Origin of the sequence: Frateuria hangzhouensis, from assembly GCF_026410505.1 — a bacterium.
Taxonomy (GTDB): Bacteria; Pseudomonadota; Gammaproteobacteria; order Xanthomonadales; family Rhodanobacteraceae; genus Frateuria_A; species Frateuria_A hangzhouensis.
In genome coordinates this window covers 74,640-88,278 of sequence record NZ_JAPMIU010000001.1, presented here as the reverse complement: position 1 = coordinate 88,278, position 13,639 = coordinate 74,640, and the positions used below count along the sequence as shown (strand labels likewise).

The following is a 13,639-nucleotide window of genomic DNA, read 5'->3' as shown; positions in this document are numbered from 1 at the left end:
TCATTTCTTCAAGCTTTATGTCATGCCGCGTTCGCATTGCGACCGCGCCCGGCGTTTGGCACAGTGACCCGTCGCCCGAGCCATCCGCGGGCCTACCCATCTGTTGAGCCCGCATGCGCCTGACCACGATCAAACTCGCCGGATTCAAGTCCTTCGTCGATCCCACCACGCTGCACCTGCCGACCAACATGACCGGCGTGGTCGGCCCGAACGGCTGCGGCAAGTCCAACATCATCGACGCCATCCGCTGGGTGATGGGCGAGAGCGCCGCCAGCCGCCTGCGCGGCGACTCGCTGACCGACGTGATCTTTTCCGGTTCCAACTCGCGCAAGCCAGTGGGGCAGGCCACCGTCGAGCTGATCTTCGACAACGCCGACGGCACCGTGCAGGGCGAATACGCGCAGTACGCCGAGATCTCGGTCAAGCGCCAGGTCACTCGCGACGGGCAGTCGTCCTACTTCCTTAACGGCGGCCGCTGCCGCCGCCGCGACATCACGGATCTGTTCCTGGGCACCGGCCTGGGCCCGCGCAGCTACTCGATCATCGAGCAGGGCATGATCAGCCAGATCATCGAAGCCCACCCGGAAGAGTTGCGCACGCATCTGGAGGAGGCCGCCGGCATCTCCAAGTACAAGGAGCGCCGCAAGGAGACCGAGAGCCGCATCAAGTCCACCCGCGAGAACCTCGACCGCGTCAAGGACGTGCGCGACGAGGTCGACAAGCAGCTCGAGCACCTCAACCGACAGGCCCGCGCCGCCGAGCGCTGGAAGGCGCTGAAGGAAGAGCAGACCCGCAAGGAAGCCGAACTGCGCGCGCTGGAATACCGCGCCCTGAAGGGCCAGCACGAAGGCGAAGGGCAGGGGCTTTCGGCCGCCGAAATCGAGATCGAGAAGCAGCTCGCCGGCCAGCGCCAGATCGAGGCGCAGCTCGAATCCGTGCGCGAGCGCCACACCGGCGCCACCGAGCACCTCAACGAGGTGCAGGGCGAGGTCTACAAGGTCGGCGCCGAGATCGCCCGCGTCGAGCAGCAGGTGCGCTTCAACAAGGAGACCGCCGACCGCCTGCAGCGCGCGCAGGCCGAGACCGAGCGCGAACATGGCGAGCTGTCCGCGCACATCGCCAACGACCGCGAGCAGGTCGAAACGCTGCGGCTGGCGCTGGCCGAAGGCGAACCCCGGCTCGAAGCCCTGCAGCAGATGCGGGACGACACTGCCGAAGCGGCGCGCAGCACCGAGTCCAAGCTGGCCGACTGGCAGCAGCGCTGGGACGCCTACACGCGCACCGCCGGCGAATCCAGCCGCGCGGCCGAGGTCGAGCGCACCAAACTCAACTACCTCGATCGCCAGGCGATCGACCTGTCCCGGCGCCGCGAAGCGCTGGAAACCGAACAGAAGGCCACCGACGTCGCCGCGCTCGACGCCGCCGCCGAGCAACTGCACGTCGAACACGACACCCAGCGCGAGCGGGTCGAATCCCTCGGCGGCCTGCTCGACCAGCACAAATCCACGCACGAAAAAGTACTCGACGAAGAGCGCCAGGTGCAGTCCTCGCTCAACGAGGCGCGCCAGCAACTGCAAAGCGCCCGCGGCCGCCTGTCCTCGCTCGAAGCGCTGCAGCACGCCGCGCTGGGACAGGAAGAAAGCGCCGCCAGCGGCTGGCTGTCCAGCCTCGGCCTGGACAAGGCGCGCCGCCTGGGCGAGGCCCTGCAGGTCGACGCCGGCTGGGAATCGGCCGTGGAAACCGTGCTGGCCGGCCTGCTCGACGGCGTGCTGGTCGACAACCCGCTGGGCCTGGCCGGCGACTTTGGCACGCTGGGCGAAGCCGACCTTGCGCTGCTGGCCGCGGCCGAAGGCGGGCAGGGCGCCGAAGGCACGCTGGCGGCCAAGGTGCGCGGCCCGGCCGCGGCCATGCACCTGCTGGCTCACGTACGTACCGCCGAAACCCTGGACGAGGCCCGCAACCGCGTAGGCGCGCTCGCCGAGGGCCAATCCGTCATCACCCGCAATGGCGAATGGCTGGCCCCGCAGTGGGCGCGCATCCGTCGCGCCCAGGGCAACCAGGTCGGCGTGCTGGCGCGCGAGCGCGACATCCGTCTGCTCACCGAACAGATCGAAACGCTGGAAGCGCAGCTGGAGGAATCGACTGCCCGCCTGGACGAGCTGCGCACCGCCAAGTTCGAAGCCGAACGCGCCCGCGACGACGCCCAGCGCGAGCTCTACAACGCCCACCGTCGCCAGTCCGAACTGGCCGGCCAGCTGCAGAGCCACCGGGGTAAGGTCGAAACCGCCCGCGCCCGCGCCGAGAAAGTCGCCGGCGAGCTGTCCACGCTGGTCGAACAGCTGGACGAATTGCAGACGCAGGCGCGCGAAGCCCGCGCGCGCCTGGACGAATCGGTCAACCACATGGGCGACCTGGAAGACCAGCGTCGCGAACTGGAAAACGAACGCCGCGCATTGCTCGAAGCCCGCGAAGAAGCGCGCATGAACGCCCGAGAGGCCGCCGACCAGGCGCATTCGCTGGCCCTGTCGATGGAATCGAAGCGCTCCTCGCTGGCCTCGCTGGAACAGGCGCTGGCCCGCCTGGATACGCAGCTGCGCCAGGTCGATGCGCGCCGCACCGAGATCACCGAGCAACTCGCGGCCGGTTCCGATCCCATCGCCGAGCTGGAAGCCGAGCGCCAGACCTATCTCGACCAGCGTCTGCTGGTGGACAAGCAACTGGTCGAGGCGCGCCGTGCGCTGGAAGATTGCGACATCGAGTTCCGCAAGCTCGAACAGCAGCGTCACCTGGCCGAGCAGAATCTTGCCAGGCTGCGCGAAGGCGTGGCCGAAAAGCGCCTCGCCGCGCAGGCCCTGCAGATGCGCGCCGACCAGCTGGCCGAAGCCATCGTCGCTTCCGGCCTGGAGCTGGAGCCGCTGCTTGCCGAACTGCCGGAACAGGCCGATGCCAACCAGTGGCGCACGCAGCTGGCCGACCTTGGCCAGAAGATCGTGCGGCTGGAGCCGGTCAACCTCGCCGCGATCCAGGAACACGCCGAACAGAGCGAGCGCAAGACCTACCTGGACAATCAACTGGCCGACCTGGCCAGCGCCATGGAAACCCTCGAAGGCGCGATCAAGAAGATCGACCGCGAAACCCGCGCGCGTTTCAAGGAGACCTTCGACAAGGTCAACGCCGGCGTGCAGGAGCTGTTCCCGCGCCTGTTCGGCGGCGGCCACGCCTACCTGGAGCTGACCGGCGACGACCTGCTCAACACCGGTGTGTCGATCATGGCGCGCCCGCCGGGCAAGCGGCCGTCCAACATCTCGCTGCTTTCCGGCGGTGAGAAGGCGCTCACCGCGGTGGCGCTGGTGTTCTCGATCTTCGGGTTGAATCCCGCGCCGTTCTGCCTGCTCGACGAGGTCGACGCACCACTGGACGAGGCCAATGTCGGCCGCTTCTCCAATATGGTCAAGGAAATGAGCGAGAAGGTGCAGTTCATCTTCGTCAGCCACAACAAGGCCACGATGGAAGCGGCCAGCCAGCTCTGCGGCGTAACCATGCGCGAACCGGGCGTCTCGCGCCTGGTGCAGGTAGACCTGGCCGAAGCGGCTAAACTGGCCGGAGCTGCGTGAGGACCAAGCCATGACCATGCTCGCCTTTGCCTGGAACCCCGCCGTCGGCGTGCCGCTGGCCGTCGTCGGCATCATCGTGCTGGCGCTGATCTGGCTGTTCGGCCAGCCGAAGAAGGAGCAGGGCAGGCGCCGCGTGCCGGCCGGGCAGGGCTCCGGCGAGCGCCGCGAGCCCACCCTGGGCGAGGGTGATGCGGACGACATGCTGTTGGACGAGCATGATCCGCACATGCACCGCGACGCGCCCGTGCCGCAGCAGGGCGAGCTGGAAATGGGCCTGCGCCAGGAGCTGGAAAAACTCGGCGCCACCCTGGCCGGCGAGCGCAGCACGCCCGCCAGGCCGTCGGGTCGCGCGGCCTCGATCATCGATGCCCTGCGGGCGCCCTCGGGCGATGCAGCCGCACCGGCGCCCGCCGCGGCTCCCGCGCCTGCACCCGCACCCGCACTCAAGGCACCCCCCGCATCCGACCTCGGCCGTCGTCCGGCGCAACTGCCGATGGAACGCATCGTCACCCTGTTCGTGATGGCGCGCGAGGGCGGCACCTTCAACGGCGCCGACCTGATCGTGGCGGCCGAGAAGGCCGGCCTCGAATATGGGCACCTGGGCATCTACCACCGCCTGCTCGACGGCAAGCGCGAACAGGGCCCGATCTTCAGCGTGGCCAACATGCTCAAGCCCGGCAATTTCGACCTGACCCGACTGGACGCCCTGCAAACCCCCGGCCTGAGTTTCTTCATGACCCTGCCGGGCCCGTTGCCCGCGCTGGACGCCTGGGACGCCATGCTGCCCACCGCCCAACGCCTCGCCGAACTGCTCGACGGCCAGGTCCTGGATGAAGAACGCAACGCTCTCGGTCGCCAGCGCATCGCCCATATCCGCGACGAACTGCGCGGCTGGGACCGCGACCACGAAGGCCAGGAAATCATCTTCGGCCGCTGAGCCGCGAATAGTCATCGCGGCAGAAAGGGGCCCCTGCAGGAGCGTACCTGTGCGCGACCGTCATGCCTCCGCCGCGCGCAGCCGCGCTCCTAATTCGTGATTCGTGGAGAACATCGCCCACAAGTGGCCTCCTACAAAGGCAGCGGATCAGCTCGGCGCGATGTTCGCGGCCCGGTTTTCCGAGGTTTCCCCATCCACTGGAGCGAGCGGCATGTACACGCCCACCGCCTTTCGCGAGGCACGCCTGCCGGAACTGCACGCGGCGATCGATGCCATCGCCTTCGCCAGCCTGATCAGTACGACGGCCACGGGCCTCCAGGTCAGTCACATCCCATTGCTGCTGGCGCCGGAAGAGGGCGCCTGCGGCACGCTCTACGGCCACGTCGCCCGCGCCAATGCCCACGCCGCCTGCAGCGGCGCGTCCTCACTGGCGATCTTTCTGGGCCCGCAGGCCTACATCTCGGCCGGCTGGTACACCGGCAAGCAGACCCACGGCCGGGAAGTTCCCACCTGGAACTACATCGCTGTCCATGCTCACGGCACCCTGGAAACGTTCGACGATCCGGCGGCGCTGCGCCGGCTCCTGGTCCAGCTCACCGAACGCCACGAACGGGCCATGCCACAGCCCTGGCGCCTGGACGAGGCGCCCGTCGATGACATTGACCGCAACCTCGCCGCCATCACCGGCCTGCGTCTGCCGATCGACCGCCTGGAAGGGAAATGGAAGCTGAGCCAGAACCGCAACGAGGCCGATCGCGAAGGCGTGCTTTACGGCCTGGATGGGATGGCAGACGAGGGAAGCCGGACCATGGCCGCAGCCATGCGCGCAGCCAACGGGAAAGGAACCGTCCGGTAGAAATCCGCTTGCGGGTGATGCGCCGGTCTGTCGCGCCAATGCAATGCCATCTGCGCTTCCGCGACGAATCGCAGCCCGCGTTATTTCGCCTCCAACGAGGCCTGCAGCGCGGTCGCCAATGCCGCGTCGCCGCTCACCAGATCCTTCCAGGAAAGCGCCACGCCGTGCCGGCGCCCTTTCTCGGTAAGCTTCAGGCCATCCGGGTCGAGCGTCAGCGTATAGGCGTCCTCGCCAATGCGGATTTCGCGCTTCAAGGGCTTGTCCAACGGTGTCATGGCCAACTCCTGCGTCGGGTAACACTTGTCGGACAACCTAGCCGCGCACGCGTGAGCGGTTGGGGAACGTTAGCGTGCCGTCCACGCGAGCGTCGCTTCACGCACGAGGTAGAGGCATGACCAAGGCAAACGCCAACGCATCCGCGGCCATTGGCGGGCTACGCGCCCGCTGGGTGTTCGGCGGCATCAACGACGCATTGCGCCGGCGACTCCTGGCGTTCTGGGCCCGCGAACACGCGATCGACAACCCGGACGAGGCCTGGCGCCGCGTATGGGAAGTCGCTTGCATCCTCGAAGACGAAACCACCGGCGACATCGCCGGTATCTGCACCGTGGCGATCGGCCTGGACGACTACAAGCGCTCCTACGGATTCCTGCGCATCTTCATTGCCGCGGGCAACCGGCGCCCGGGCCTTGGCCGGCGCATGATGCGCGCCGCCATCGAAGGCTTCCAGGCACTCGCCCACGAACCGGGCGCCCCCCAGCGCCTGGTTGCCACCGTCGAGAACCGCAAGATCGAAAGCCGCGGCGGGCTGCGCGTGCTCGCAGCCCTGGGGTTCGAATCCATCGGCAGGACGGGGCAAGGGGAACTGTTGATACAACGGCAGCTGATGCGATGACAGCGGTTGGCGCCAGCCATCAGCGGCCGTGCGTCGCGGCGAGGACCGGGCGGAGGCCGCCTGATCGCGAGAGGCTCAGGATCGTTTGCCTCTTCGTAAATTGCGCATAATGTCTATTATGTAAAATTATCGAGCGTCAACGACAGCATCGCGACCTCGCCTCGGCGCTCAGCAATCTACTATTGTCGGTACGGGAAACTAGGCAGCTCAGAAAACCGCAGCAAAGCTCGGCCGCAGGCACTCCTTGCTCACTGCCGCATAGGCAGCTCAGAAAACGAGCGCCGATCACAACCCACTCAACGCGCTGCTCACTGCCGCATAGGCAGCTCAGAAATCGCCGCGCACCAGCTGCTGCTGGGCGAACAGGCTCACTGACGCATAGGCAGCTCAGAAAATGAACCAGGTCACCGACCACGACAGCGCGTAGCTCACTGCCGCATAGGCAGCTCAGAAATCCGCATGTGGACGCGCTGGCGCGCCATCGTCGCTCACTGCCGCATAGGCAGCTCAGAAGGACATACCCATCAGCCCTTCCCCCCTGCTGTGGCTCACTGCCGCATAGGCAGCTCAGAAATTCAGGCCGGTGTGCTTGATCGCCTCCCATTGGCTCACTGTTGCAATAGGCAGATCAGAAAATAGTGGCGCTGGATGATGGAATGGGTTGACCGGCAGGGCACGGAAACGGACGCGCCCGGTCGCCGCGCCTAACCGGGCCTGTCCACATCCGTCGGCCTGGCCACCGGCAGCCGCCAACCGTAGCGGATGGCCATGAAGCGCAGGCCGAAGCACAGGCCTGCGCCGACCAGGGTAGTGGCCGTGGGTGGCATGTGCAGCATGTCGCCGAGCACGACCACGGCGGCGCCGGCCAGTGCGGCCACGGCGTAGAGTTCGGCGCGCAGGACCGTTGGGATTTCCGACACCAGGACGTCGCGCAGCATGCCGCCGCCGATGCCGGTGAGCATGCCCAGCAGCGCGGCCATGCCGGGATGCAGGTGGAAGGCCAGCGCCTTCTGGGCGCCGGCCACGGCGAACAGCGCCAGACCGGCGGCGTCGGACATTTGCATGGGGTTGCGCAGGCGCTCGATGTCCGCATGGCGGTAGAACGTCAGCAGTCCGGCCAGCAGGGAAACGCCGAGGTAGCGCCAGTCCTGGATGGCCGCGGGCGGCGTGGCGCCGATCAGCAGGTCGCGGGTGATGCCGCCGGCGCTGCTCGCGGCAAACGACAGCACCAGCACGCCGAACAGGTCCAGCCGTCGCCGGACCGCCACCAGCGCCCCGCTCAACGCGAACACGAACGCGCCGAACAGATCGAGCACCAGGAGCAGCGTATGGAGGGCCCGCGCGGTGTCGATCATCTGCTTCCCTGCCCCGAACCTCTGGATGGACGCATGGCCATGCGCCTGGCGATCGTGAGTGACATCCGAGCCTATAGCGCGCCACCGCTTTAATCCATGGCACGGGCACGGCCGTGCCCGATATCGCTCTCAGCGGCGCACCCGTTGCCAGGCGCTCGCGACAATGGGTTTGGCCCAGGCCGGCGTGGATGCGAGCTGGGCGGGCGTGCATGGGTAAGCGAGCCTGCCTTGGGCCAGATGCAGGACAGGCGCGGGTTCAGGTGCGCGGCCGGTCTTCGGATCGGCCTGCGCACTGTTGTCGTAGACGCGCATGACGGTGGCATCGGGCAACAGGCGGATCAGGTTCTTGCGGCTGGCGTCGTAGCGCTCACGCACGCGTTGTTCGGGAATGTCGTGGCCGCCATGGGCCACGCGGCTGCGGATGCGTGCCAGGTGGCGTTCGGGACTGTCCAGTCCGCAGTACCAGATCCATAGCGCCATGCCGGCGTTGGCAGCCTCGTGCAGCAGGCTGGTGACGGTACGGCCGCCCAGGGTGGTTTCGAAGACGTAGTCGGTGTTCGTGTCGATGGCGTGGCGCAGGCGGCGGATGCTTTCGCTCCAGGCGGCGCCGTTGGCTTGAGCCAGGTCCATGCCCGGATTGGCGGCGAGGATCCGGCGCGTCGCCTCATCCGGATCGAACCAGGCACCTCCGGTCTGGCGCAGGCGCGCACCGGCGATGCTGCTCTTGCCGGCGCCGTTGGTGCCGGCCAGCACGGCGATGCGGCCCATCAGGCCTTGCGGCGCCGACGCGGTTTGGCGGCCTTGGCGGCAGCGGCGCCCAGGTCGCCTGGCGCGGAATCGAACAGGGCATCGACACTGCCCTGCCCGGCGGGCGCCTGCATGGTGGCGACCAGGCGGTCGAAGTCAGCCGACAGGCTTGCGAGCGGGTCGGGCACGGCACGCACGAGGCGCTCGTACTCGTCGACCGAGAGCATGACGGCGGCAGGCCGCGCGTTGCGCGTGATGACCACGGCTTTGGCACGGCGGCCCACCTGTTCGAGCAACTGCGCGAAACCGTTCTTGGCTTCGCTGCTGGGCATGGTGGGCAACTCGGCGAGCAGGGTGTGTGCGCTCATGCGGCCTCCGGATCGGGCGGTGTGCATGTCCATGATGTCCAAATTGTACAAGTTGGTCAAACAGGCCAGCCATCTCACGGGACGCGGACGGGCCCTGCGCGAGCATCGATCGCTTCCCCCAGCCTCAGGAGCCTTTCCATGGGCGCCAACGCCTCCCTACAGGATTGCATCCAGGATTGCCTGCGCTGCTACCAGGCATGCCAGTCGAGTGCGGCAGGCATGTGCCTGGAAGAAGGCGGCGCGCACGTGGCGCCGGAACACATGCGGTTGATGCTCAGCTGCGCCGAAGTCTGCCGCACGGCGGCGGCGGTGATGCTCAACCAGTCGCCGCAACACCCGGCCGTGTGCCGCGCCTGCGCGGAGTTGTGCACCGCCTGCGCGGGCAGCTGCGCCGCGGTGGGTGGCATGGACGAATGCGTGCAGGCCTGCCGGGCATGTGCCGAAAGTTGCCGCCAGATGGCCGCGTAAGCGGCCGGTTGCCCAACCCTCGCCTGCGTCCCCGGTATCGCATCGCATGGAGCCAACTTCACGGTTGAGCGGCCCATGCGCGCTGTGTAACCTGCGCCGATGGTCGTTCTCCTGCGCTCCCGCCGCCGTCTGCGATGCCTGTTGGCCATGGCTCTGCTCGCCTGGCTGATGCTGGCGGTGGCGCCGATTGGCGCATGGCCGCGCGAGATGCCGTCACAGCAGGATGCGGCGATGGTCGCGCATGCCTCGCACGTCTCGATGCACATGGGTGAGGCCAGTTGCTGCGCCGACCACACGGGCCATCCCGACGCACCCACCGCACAGACCTGTCATTGCGCCCTGCCCTGTGCCGGCGTGCTGCCGTCCATGTCGACCGGTCTTGCTGATGTGCCGGCGACAGCAGCCCGCTATGCGCCGCCCCGGCCGCTGGAAGCACCGCTGTCCGGCTTTTCGCCGCCACTGCGACCGCCGCTGGCCTGACCCTCGTTCGTCCTGACCGCCAAGCGCCCGCCAGCGGGCGCTGGCGCGTGTGCCTGCGCATCCGTTCGCGATGCGCCAACGAGAGTTGCTCCATGAAACCGCTTTCCCTTGTTTCGCCGGTCGATGCAACGCGCGTCGACCTGCCGCGCCGCCGCTTCGTGCAGGGCCTTGCCGTCGGCGGCGCCGTTGCCGGGTTCGGCCTGCTGCGTCCAGGCCAGGCCCACGCGCAGGCCCGCGCCGGCCACCCGGCGGTGCTCAGCGGCACCGATTTTCAGCTCGACATCGGCCGGACGCTGGTCGACTGCACCGGCCGCGTGCGCCCGGCCACTACCGTCAACGGCAGCCTGCCCGGCCCGCTGCTGCGCTGGAAGGAAGGCACCACCGTCACGCTGCGCGTGACCAACCATCTGCGCGAGGCCACCTCCATCCACTGGCACGGCATCGTGCTGCCGTTCGACATGGATGGCGTGCCGGGGCTGAGTTTCGACGGCATCGCGCCGGGCGAGACGTTCACCTACCGCTTCGACGTGCGCCAGGCGGGCACCTACTGGTATCACGCCCACTCGCATTTCCAGGAGCAGACCGGCCTGTTCGGCGCGCTGGTGATCGATCCGACGGGTCACGAACGCCATCCGGCCGATCGCGACTACGTGGTGATGCTCAACGACTGGACAGACGAGGATCCCGCGCATATCTACGCGCTGCTGAAGAAGCAGAGCGACTACTACAACTACCACCAGCCCACCGTGCCCGGCTTCCTGCGCGACGTGCGCGAGCGCGGTCTGGGCGATGCATTGGCCATGCGCCGCAAGTGGAACCAGATGCGCATGAACCCGACCGACCTGGCCGATGTCGGCGGTGCCGCCTACACCTACCTGATGAACGGCACCGCGCCCGCCGGCAACTGGACGGGCCTGTTCGGGCCCGGCGAGAAGGTGCGCCTGCGCTTCATCAACGGCTCGGCCTCGACGATTTTCGACGTGCGCATCCCGGGGCTGGAGATGATCGTGGTCGCCGCCGACGGCCAGGACGTGGTGCCGGTGGCCGTTGACGAGTTCCGCATCTCCGCGGCCGAGACCTACGACGTGATCGTGCAGCCGCGGGACACGCGCGCCTACACCGTGTTCGCCCAGTCGATCGATCGCAGCGGCTACGCCCGCGGCACGCTGGCGCCGCGCGAGGGCATGCAGGCACCTGTGCCGGCGATGGATGAGCGCGTGTGGCTGGGCATGCAGGACATGATGGGCGCGATGGGCGCGATGGGCAGCCATTCTCCCCTCTCCCCTCGGGAGAGGGTGTCCGAAGGGCGGGAGAGGGTTCGGCCGGAGCATGCGGCCCACGGCTCACCCGAACCCTCTCCCCCGGCCCCTCTCCCGACGGGAGAGGGGAGCCAAGCCGTGCACCACGCGCGTACCGAATACGGCCCCAGCGTGGACATGCGCGTCGACATGCCGCGCACGAACCTGGACGATCCGGGCATCGGCCTGCGCGACAACGGCCGCCGCGTGCTGACCTACGCCGACCTGCGCTCGATCGATGGCCCGCTCGATCCGCGCGAGCCCGAACGCGAGATCGAGCTGCACCTGACCGGCAACATGGAGCGCTTCGTCTGGTCGTTCGACGGCCTGCCCTTCTCCGAAGCCAAACCGATCCATTTCAGGTACGGCGAGCGCCTGCGCATCGTCCTGGTCAACGACACGATGATGAATCACCCGATCCACCTGCACGGCATGTTCAGCGAACTGGAAGACGCCGAGGGCAACTTCCTCGTGCGCAAGCACACCATCAACGTGCAGCCGGCGCAGCGCATCAGCTACCGCGTGACCGCCGACAACCCGGGCCGCTGGGCCTACCACTGCCACCTGCTCTACCACATGGAGGCGGGCATGTTCCGCGAGGTGGTGGTGTCATGAGGCGCCCTGCACTCGCCAGCCTGGCGCTGGCCGCAGTGCTGTTCGCCGGCGTCGTCGGTGCGCAGGACCATGGGCACGCTCATGCCGAGGCCCCGGACATGGGCGATATGCCCGGCATGGAACACGCGGGCATGGATCACGCCGGCATGGCCATGCCTGCAGCATCCGGCAGCATCCCGGCGCCCGCCCTGCCCCACGCCCCGCACCACCACGCGGCATCCCACCACTCGTCCGCGCAGCCGCACGACATGTCCGCCATGCCGCCCATGCAGGGCGGCAGTCCGCCGCCGGATGCGCGTGACCCGGACTATTCCGACGGCATCCGCAGCAGCCCCATGCACGGCATGGACATGGGCATGGAAGACCGCCCACGACTGGCCACGCTGCGCCTCGACCAGCTCGAGTTCTTCGACGATCGCGCCGGCCGCGGCCTGCAATGGGATATCCAGGGCGGCTATGGCGGAGACATCGACAAGCTGTGGCTGCGCACCGAGGGCGAGCGCCGCGGCGGCCGGCTCGTCCACGGCGACGCGGAGGTGCTCTGGAGCCACGCGGTTGCCGCCTTCTGGAACACCGAACTGGGTGTTCGCGAAGATCTCGGCGAAGGCCCTAACCGCCATTGGGCGGCGTTCGGCATCCAGGGCCTAGCACCGTACTGGTTCGAGCTGCAGCTGACCGGCTACATGGGGCCACACGGTCGCACGGCCGCGCGCCTGCGGGCCGAGTACGAATTGCTGTTCACCCAGCGGCTGGTGCTGCAGCCCGAGCTGGAGGTCAACGCCTACGGCAAGGCCGACCCCGCACGCGGGCTCGGCAGCGGCGTTTCCGATGCCACGCTGGGCCTGCGCCTGCGTTACGAGATCGGGCGGCAGTTCGCGCCCTTCCTGGGCGTCGAATGGACGCGCCGTTTCGCGGGCACGGCCGAGTCGGCGCGGTCACGGGGCGAGAGCCCCTCGGAGCGGCGCTGGGTGGCCGGCGTGCGCCTCTGGTTATGACGCGTCCCTGCATGGGCTTGCATCGGCGATACCGTGGCCTATATTCGGCTGCTCTCCCGTAGTATTCCCGTCCATGGCGATCCCGCCCCAAGGCCATGCTCCCGCAGGCGCACAACAGGCACCCCTCACCGTACTGCTGGTGGAGGACGACCTGCTGATCCGCGCCCATGCGACGGACATGCTGCGTGAGCTGGGCCATCGCGTGATCGAGGCCGAGTACGGCCCCGACGCGTTGGCGGTATTGCAGGCCGAGCCGGTCGACGTGCTGGTGACCGATGTCGGCCTGCCCGGCATGTCCGGCCCCATGCTCGCGACCCGTGCGCGCGACGTGCAACCAGGTATCGGAGTGGTATTCGCCACCGGCCACGACGAGTTGCCGCCGGACGAACGTGCCGAACACGCCGACGCGGTGCTGCTGCTGAAGCCCTACGACGCCGCCGGCCTGGCCGACAGCCTGCGGCGGGCCTTGCCGGTACGCGCCTGAGCGGGCCAACCGGGCGCGTCATCTCGCCTCCGCTTTCGTGCACGGCATGCCGTTGCGGGCCCCCGGAGCCATCTCGCGAAGCACCCACCCCTGCGGCGGATGTTAAGCGCAGGGCAGCATCCTTTTCGCGAGTCGTAGACAGGGCAAGCAAGACACTATAAGTCACTTGATCTACAAAGCTTTTTCGCCATGTCCCTGAATGCCTGCACCCCTTCCGTGATCCGCCGCCATCCCGGCTTCATCCGCGATCACGACTGGACGATCAATGGCCCTGCCATCGGGCCGGAGCAGACACCGCGCTGGCCGACCGATCAGGACGCACCGCTGGATCGGCGCCACAGCGATATCGAGTGGCCGACCGAGAACCACCGCACGCCGCGCATGCCGGTGCCCACGCCGGAGCCGGACGAAGACGACCAGTTCCCGTGGATCTCTCCCACCCAGCCGGCTACCTGCTGGTTGATCTGAACGATCCCTCGCCGGCGCTCTTCGGAGCGCGCCGCAGGTTGGGTTTCCGAAAGGGGCGC

At 68.1% G+C, this 13,639-nt stretch carries 14 protein-coding genes and 1 CRISPR repeat array; of the genes, 10 read left to right on the top strand and 4 right to left on the bottom strand.

Features of this window, described 5'->3' with window-relative positions:
- Positions 1 to 113: 113 nt before the first annotated feature.
- The 3 genes from smc (at position 114) to OSC30_RS00325 (ending at position 5,407) form a co-directional block, all read left to right on the top strand.
- Positions 114 to 3,614, top strand: a complete 3,501-nt coding sequence (gene smc, locus OSC30_RS00335) for a chromosome segregation protein SMC (RefSeq protein ID WP_267169846.1) — start codon at positions 114 to 116, stop codon at positions 3,612 to 3,614.
- A 10-nt stretch (positions 3,615 to 3,624) separates the two neighbouring features.
- A complete protein-coding gene (zipA, locus tag OSC30_RS00330) occupies positions 3,625 to 4,551 on the top strand; it encodes a cell division protein ZipA (RefSeq protein WP_267169845.1) in 927 nt (308 codons plus the stop codon).
- A 103-nt stretch (positions 4,552 to 4,654) separates the two neighbouring features.
- Positions 4,655 to 5,407 (top strand): FMN-binding negative transcriptional regulator, encoded by a 753-nt coding sequence (locus tag OSC30_RS00325; RefSeq protein ID WP_267169844.1) that lies wholly within the window; start codon positions 4,655 to 4,657, stop codon positions 5,405 to 5,407.
- Between the two features lie 80 nt (positions 5,408 to 5,487).
- On the opposite strand, the gene OSC30_RS00320 is transcribed toward OSC30_RS00325, so the two are convergent.
- Positions 5,488 to 5,682 (bottom strand): hypothetical protein, encoded by a 195-nt coding sequence (locus tag OSC30_RS00320; protein ID WP_267169843.1) that lies wholly within the window; start codon positions 5,680 to 5,682, stop codon positions 5,488 to 5,490.
- A 116-nt stretch (positions 5,683 to 5,798) separates the two neighbouring features.
- Here OSC30_RS00320 and OSC30_RS00315 point away from each other — a divergent pair, with 116 nt between their 5' ends.
- Positions 5,799 to 6,302, top strand: a complete 504-nt coding sequence (locus OSC30_RS00315) for a GNAT family N-acetyltransferase (protein ID WP_267169842.1) — start codon at positions 5,799 to 5,801, stop codon at positions 6,300 to 6,302.
- 246 nt (positions 6,303 to 6,548) lie between these two features.
- Positions 6,549 to 6,875: direct repeats of the CRISPR family, unit length 27 nt; unit sequence GCTCACTGCCGCATAGGCAGCTCAGAA.
- Between the two features lie 131 nt (positions 6,876 to 7,006).
- Here OSC30_RS00315 and OSC30_RS00310 read toward each other — a convergent pair.
- The 3 genes from OSC30_RS00310 to OSC30_RS00300 form a co-directional block, all read right to left on the bottom strand.
- Positions 7,007 to 7,657: a trimeric intracellular cation channel family protein gene (locus OSC30_RS00310; protein WP_267169841.1), complete on the bottom strand. Its 651-nt coding sequence runs from the start codon at positions 7,655 to 7,657 to the stop codon at positions 7,007 to 7,009.
- A 129-nt stretch (positions 7,658 to 7,786) separates the two neighbouring features.
- Positions 7,787 to 8,425: an ATPase gene (locus tag OSC30_RS00305; protein ID WP_267169840.1), complete on the bottom strand. Its 639-nt coding sequence runs from the start codon at positions 8,423 to 8,425 to the stop codon at positions 7,787 to 7,789.
- On the bottom strand, positions 8,425 to 8,772 hold the full coding sequence (locus OSC30_RS00300) for a type II toxin-antitoxin system Phd/YefM family antitoxin (protein ID WP_267169839.1): 348 nt from the start codon (positions 8,770 to 8,772) through the stop codon (positions 8,425 to 8,427). The genes OSC30_RS00305 and OSC30_RS00300 overlap by 1 nt, the downstream gene beginning before the upstream one ends.
- 138 nt (positions 8,773 to 8,910) lie before the next feature.
- Here OSC30_RS00300 and OSC30_RS00295 point away from each other — a divergent pair, with 138 nt between their 5' ends.
- The 6 genes from OSC30_RS00295 (at position 8,911) to OSC30_RS00270 (ending at position 13,580) form a co-directional block, all read left to right on the top strand.
- Positions 8,911 to 9,240, top strand: a complete 330-nt coding sequence (locus OSC30_RS00295) for a four-helix bundle copper-binding protein (protein ID WP_267169838.1) — start codon at positions 8,911 to 8,913, stop codon at positions 9,238 to 9,240.
- 147 nt (positions 9,241 to 9,387) lie between these two features.
- Positions 9,388 to 9,720, top strand: coding sequence for a hypothetical protein (locus OSC30_RS00290; protein WP_267169837.1), 333 nt, complete (start codon positions 9,388 to 9,390; stop codon positions 9,718 to 9,720).
- A 92-nt stretch (positions 9,721 to 9,812) separates the two neighbouring features.
- Positions 9,813 to 11,633 carry a copper resistance system multicopper oxidase gene (locus tag OSC30_RS00285; RefSeq protein ID WP_267169836.1) on the top strand — a complete coding sequence of 607 codons (1,821 nt, stop codon included), beginning with the start codon at positions 9,813 to 9,815 and terminating at the stop codon, positions 11,631 to 11,633.
- The gene (locus OSC30_RS00280) at positions 11,630 to 12,628 is read left to right on the top strand and encodes a copper resistance protein B (protein ID WP_267169835.1); all 999 of its coding nucleotides are present in this window, start codon (positions 11,630 to 11,632) and stop codon (positions 12,626 to 12,628) included. The genes OSC30_RS00285 and OSC30_RS00280 overlap by 4 nt, the downstream gene beginning before the upstream one ends.
- A gap of 73 nt (positions 12,629 to 12,701) precedes the next feature.
- A complete protein-coding gene (locus OSC30_RS00275; RefSeq protein ID WP_267169834.1) occupies positions 12,702 to 13,112 on the top strand; it encodes a response regulator in 411 nt (136 codons plus the stop codon).
- A 189-nt stretch (positions 13,113 to 13,301) separates the two neighbouring features.
- Positions 13,302 to 13,580, top strand: coding sequence for a hypothetical protein (locus OSC30_RS00270; protein WP_267169833.1), 279 nt, complete (start codon positions 13,302 to 13,304; stop codon positions 13,578 to 13,580).
- Positions 13,581 to 13,639: the final 59 nt, after the last annotated feature.

Excerpts from the sequence above, each read along its gene's own strand:
- smc (WP_267169846.1), top strand. The coding sequence starts at position 114 with ATGCGCCTGACCACGATCAAACTCGCCGGATTCAAGTCCTTCGTCGAT.
- zipA (WP_267169845.1), top strand. The coding sequence starts at position 3,625 with ATGACCATGCTCGCCTTTGCCTGGAACCCCGCCGTCGGCGTGCCGCTG.
- OSC30_RS00320 (WP_267169843.1), bottom strand. The coding sequence starts at position 5,682 with ATGACACCGTTGGACAAGCCCTTGAAGCGCGAAATCCGCATTGGCGAG.
- OSC30_RS00315 (WP_267169842.1), top strand. The coding sequence starts at position 5,799 with ATGACCAAGGCAAACGCCAACGCATCCGCGGCCATTGGCGGGCTACGC.
- OSC30_RS00310 (WP_267169841.1), bottom strand. The coding sequence starts at position 7,657 with ATGATCGACACCGCGCGGGCCCTCCATACGCTGCTCCTGGTGCTCGAT.
- OSC30_RS00305 (WP_267169840.1), bottom strand. The coding sequence starts at position 8,425 with ATGGGCCGCATCGCCGTGCTGGCCGGCACCAACGGCGCCGGCAAGAGC.
- OSC30_RS00300 (WP_267169839.1), bottom strand. The coding sequence starts at position 8,772 with ATGAGCGCACACACCCTGCTCGCCGAGTTGCCCACCATGCCCAGCAGC.
- OSC30_RS00295 (WP_267169838.1), top strand. The coding sequence starts at position 8,911 with ATGGGCGCCAACGCCTCCCTACAGGATTGCATCCAGGATTGCCTGCGC.
- OSC30_RS00290 (WP_267169837.1), top strand. The coding sequence starts at position 9,388 with ATGGCTCTGCTCGCCTGGCTGATGCTGGCGGTGGCGCCGATTGGCGCA.
- OSC30_RS00285 (WP_267169836.1), top strand. The coding sequence starts at position 9,813 with ATGAAACCGCTTTCCCTTGTTTCGCCGGTCGATGCAACGCGCGTCGAC.
- OSC30_RS00280 (WP_267169835.1), top strand. The coding sequence starts at position 11,630 with ATGAGGCGCCCTGCACTCGCCAGCCTGGCGCTGGCCGCAGTGCTGTTC.
- OSC30_RS00275 (WP_267169834.1), top strand. The coding sequence starts at position 12,702 with ATGGCGATCCCGCCCCAAGGCCATGCTCCCGCAGGCGCACAACAGGCA.
- OSC30_RS00270 (WP_267169833.1), top strand. The coding sequence starts at position 13,302 with ATGTCCCTGAATGCCTGCACCCCTTCCGTGATCCGCCGCCATCCCGGC.